The sequence below is a fragment of the Caballeronia arvi genome (assembly GCF_001544695.2).
Classification (GTDB): domain Bacteria; phylum Pseudomonadota; class Gammaproteobacteria; order Burkholderiales; family Burkholderiaceae; genus Caballeronia; species Caballeronia arvi.
Window position 1 is genome coordinate 1 of record NZ_FCOM02000265.1, and the last position, 1055, is coordinate 1055.

General features: G+C 62.9%; 2 protein-coding genes. Both read right to left on the reverse strand.

Annotated features, from left to right (window positions below; genetic code table 11):
• The gene (locus tag AWB74_RS44795; RefSeq protein ID WP_061152835.1) at window positions 1-363 is read right to left on the reverse strand and encodes a hypothetical protein; all 363 of its coding nucleotides are present in this window, start codon (window positions 361-363) and stop codon (window positions 1-3) included.
• Window positions 363-1055: divalent metal cation transporter (locus tag AWB74_RS44800; protein WP_143749552.1), on the reverse strand; the 693-nt coding region annotated here is incomplete at its 5' end. The genes AWB74_RS44800 and AWB74_RS44795, both read right to left, overlap by 1 nt.

The window sequence follows — 1055 nt, forward strand, 5'->3', positions numbered from 1 at the left end:
TTAGCGCGACCCCGGCAGATGCGCGACGATGTGCTCGCGCAGCCAGCGCTGATACTTGCCAAGTGGCGTGTCCGCTAGGTCCACATCCACCTCAATGTCGATTTCAATGCGGCGGACCCGGCTCCAAGGAATCCGGTAGGGCTCGGTGTAGCGTGCGCCGGCAATCTTGGCGATGCACCACGTAACCAAAGACGCGGCGCGCTCGCCAACGCGCCGCGCCAAGGTAACCGGGCCTGTTTCGATCGCAATCACGCGAGGCGGCAGGCCCGGTCGCAGTTCGGCGACGATACCGTCAACCCGGCCCATCTTTGCGCCGTCCCGGCCCACCAACTGTTTGTCCAGTACATCTCGCACAAGATCCATCAGTTGCCTCCGAGTATCTGCAGCGGCAGCGCGACGATCGCCAGCACGAAGCTGAGCGCGACGATCGCGATGACCACCGCATTGGAGAACGCGCCGTTGCGATGGGATCCGACATAGCTCTCGTCGTTCATCAACGAGAGGAACGGCACGACAGTAAGGGGCAGGCTCATTGCGGTGAGCGCCATGGAGAACACGGTCAACTTGAGTGGGTCGGCGCCCGCGGCTATCGGGATCGCACTGATTGCGAGCGCGCACGTGTAGAACAGACTGAACCCCGGGTCATCACGCGGCTTGCGATTCTCGCCCCAGTTCCAGCCGAAGCCCTGCGCCACCAGATACGCCTGCTCCAGTGCGATCTCCAGAGTCGCTCCGAGGCACGCGACGGCGAGTGAGGCGACAAACAGCACGAACCCCCAGAAGCCGAAGACTGCGATCAAAAGCAAGGGCAACTGCTGGTAGTCGTCGACGCGCGTAATGCCGTGCGCCGGAAAGACGCACGCCGCCGCGACGAGCACCGCGAGCGATATAGCCCCGCCAAATGCCATACCGAGACCAGCGATTGCGCGATTGGCGCCGAGATAACTGTGGTCCCAGTGATCCTCGACGGCGCCCGAGGAATAGAACAGGTACAGCGACGGCGTGATCGACGCGCCGAGGATACTGACCGCAGTGAACCAGTAATTCGCCGCATC

Excerpts from the sequence above, each read along its gene's own strand:
- AWB74_RS44795 (WP_061152835.1), bottom strand. The coding sequence starts at position 363 with ATGGATCTTGTGCGAGATGTACTGGACAAACAGTTGGTGGGCCGGGAC.